Here is a 2171-nt window from a genome sequence, read left to right on the forward strand (position 1 = left end):
CTGCTTTCGGCCCCCCCCCCTCCCGGCCCCCCCGGGCGGGCGTGGTCCATCCGCCCCGGGGGGGGGCCCCGCGGCCACCCCCCCCCCCGCGACCCCGCACCCCGGCCGCCTCGACCTCGCCGCCACCCAGCAGGCGCAAGCGCCCCAACAGGTCCAGCAGCCCCCGATGGCCTGAAGGCCCATCCCGCCGGCGCACCCCATCCGGCGCACCGCCCCAACGCCACCGTCCAGCTCCGGCTGGGCGCCCGCCCGGCGCCGCAGCCAGCACCGACGCCGCGTCCTCCCCCTGCCGGCTCCGACCGGCCGACGCGGCAGCACATCGGAGACCACCTTGCGCCACATCACCACCCACGACGCGCCCGCCACCGGCCTGCGCGGCATCGGCGACACCAGCTGGCACACCCGCGGTGTGTGCCACGGCATGAACCCCGAGGACGCCGACGCCACCTTCTTCCCGCTGCCCCGGGACCACGAGGCCATCGCCGAGGCGAAGGAGCTGTGCGCCGCGTGCCCGGTCCGCCGCGACTGCCTCAACTTCGCCCTGGAGAACGTCCTGAAGGAGGGCATCTGGGGCGGGCTGACCGAGGCCGAGCGACGCCCCTGGCACGACGGACTACCCCAGCGCCTCGACTACAGCCGCGTGATCGCCTTCTTCAACGGCCGCGACGTGCACCTGACCGAAGCCGAGCGCCAGGCCGTCATCGACCACGCCTACGTCCGGGGCTGGCGCCCCGACCGGCTCGCTGCGGCCCTGCAGATCAGCGTCAAGCACGCCCGTGACCTTCTGCGACAGGTCGCCAACAAGGTCTTCGACCGCGACCTGACCCTCGGCGTGCCGCCGAACCCGTACAAGAAGAAGGGGAAGCAGACAGCCTCGGCAAACAGCCGGCCCGCGACCACCAAACCTTGCCCGAAGCAGCCGGTGTCCCGTCCGGCGACGTCGACCTCCGCGCACGGCCCTCTCGGAAAGGCAGCATGACCCACCCCACCGTTCTGTCCCTCGGTGCCGTCTCGGACCTGTCCCTGCTTCTCGTCATCGGCGCCCCCGTCTCCACCCTGGTCCTGGCCCTGACCGGATGGGCGATCCGGCGGCGGGGAAGGCGTCCGCGGAAGCGTCTCGGCAGCCCGGCGGTCAAGGCCGCCGCGGTCGCGGCCCTCGGCTGCACTGCCTACAGCGCGGAAACGAGCTGGCGGTTCGCCGCCGACTACCTCGCCATGGCCGGCACCGCCGAGCGGATCGGTATGTTCGCCGCCGCCGAACTGGGGCTCTTCGCGACCGCGCTGATGGCCAGGCAGAACCTGGCCACCCAGGGGGCGCCCGGGATGCCGGGCACCCTGGTCTGGGTCATCACCGGCGTACAGGTGATCCCCGCCTACGCCGAGAGCGGCCCCGTCGGCGGCACGGTCCGCGCCTTCGTCGGCCCGATCATGGCGGCGATGCTCTGGCACCTCGCCATGGGCATAGAACTGCGCCTGCGCACCCCGGGAGCCGCATCCCACGGCCTGATCGCCACCCTCGGGCGGGAGGCGCGCGAACGCCTGCTGTCCCGCCTCGGCATCGCCGCACGGGACCGCGACGCCGCGCAGATCACCCGCGACCGCGCCACCGCCCGCGCCGTCGCCCTCGCCGCCCGCCTCGCCGAACGCACCCCCGAGCAGCAACAGAGTTGGCGCGGCCGACGACTCACGCGGCGGCTGTCGAAGGCAATAGGCAGGGCCTCGGTCGGCACGGACCCTGAGCAGCGCGCCGAACTGCTCGCCCATCTCGCCGCCCGCCGGCACGCACTCGCGCTCGCCACGGTCCCCCTGCCCTCCCCCTGGTCCCCGCACCACGACAGCAAGATGACCGTCACGGTCCCCGCACCGAAGGCCCAGAGCACCCCGGTCCCCATCGACGGTCCCCGCTCCGACGCCGAGCCGATCCGGGACCGGGGACCGTACAAGGAAAGGGGACCGGCCCCCGGTGCTGGGAGCCGTGACGCGGGGACCGACGACCGTCACGAGGAGACCTGGACGGGGACCGAGGCCGTCAGGCCGGAGCCCGACGAAGCGCCCGAAGGCTGCGCGGGGACCGACCTCACTGCGGTCGAAGTGCCTGCTCATGCCCCTGAAGCGCACCGGGGACCGAGGGGCGCCGAGTCGGGGACCGAGCCCACCGGGGACCGGGGACC

The 2171-nt window shown here is 74.3% G+C and carries 2 protein-coding genes; both read left to right on the forward strand.

From position 1 onward, the window contains the following. Window positions 1-331 precede the first annotated feature (331 nt). Window positions 332-979: a WhiB family transcriptional regulator gene (locus ABZU99_RS27425; RefSeq protein WP_356047145.1), complete on the forward strand. Its 648-nt coding sequence runs from the start codon at window positions 332-334 to the stop codon at window positions 977-979. Next, on the forward strand, window positions 976-2171 hold a 1196-nt coding region (locus tag ABZU99_RS27430), incomplete at its 3' end, for a hypothetical protein (RefSeq protein ID WP_356047147.1). The genes ABZU99_RS27425 and ABZU99_RS27430, both read left to right, overlap by 4 nt.

The sequence above is a fragment of the Streptomyces sp. NPDC005266 genome (assembly GCF_040607655.1).
Taxonomy (GTDB): Bacteria; Actinomycetota; Actinomycetes; order Streptomycetales; family Streptomycetaceae; genus Streptomyces.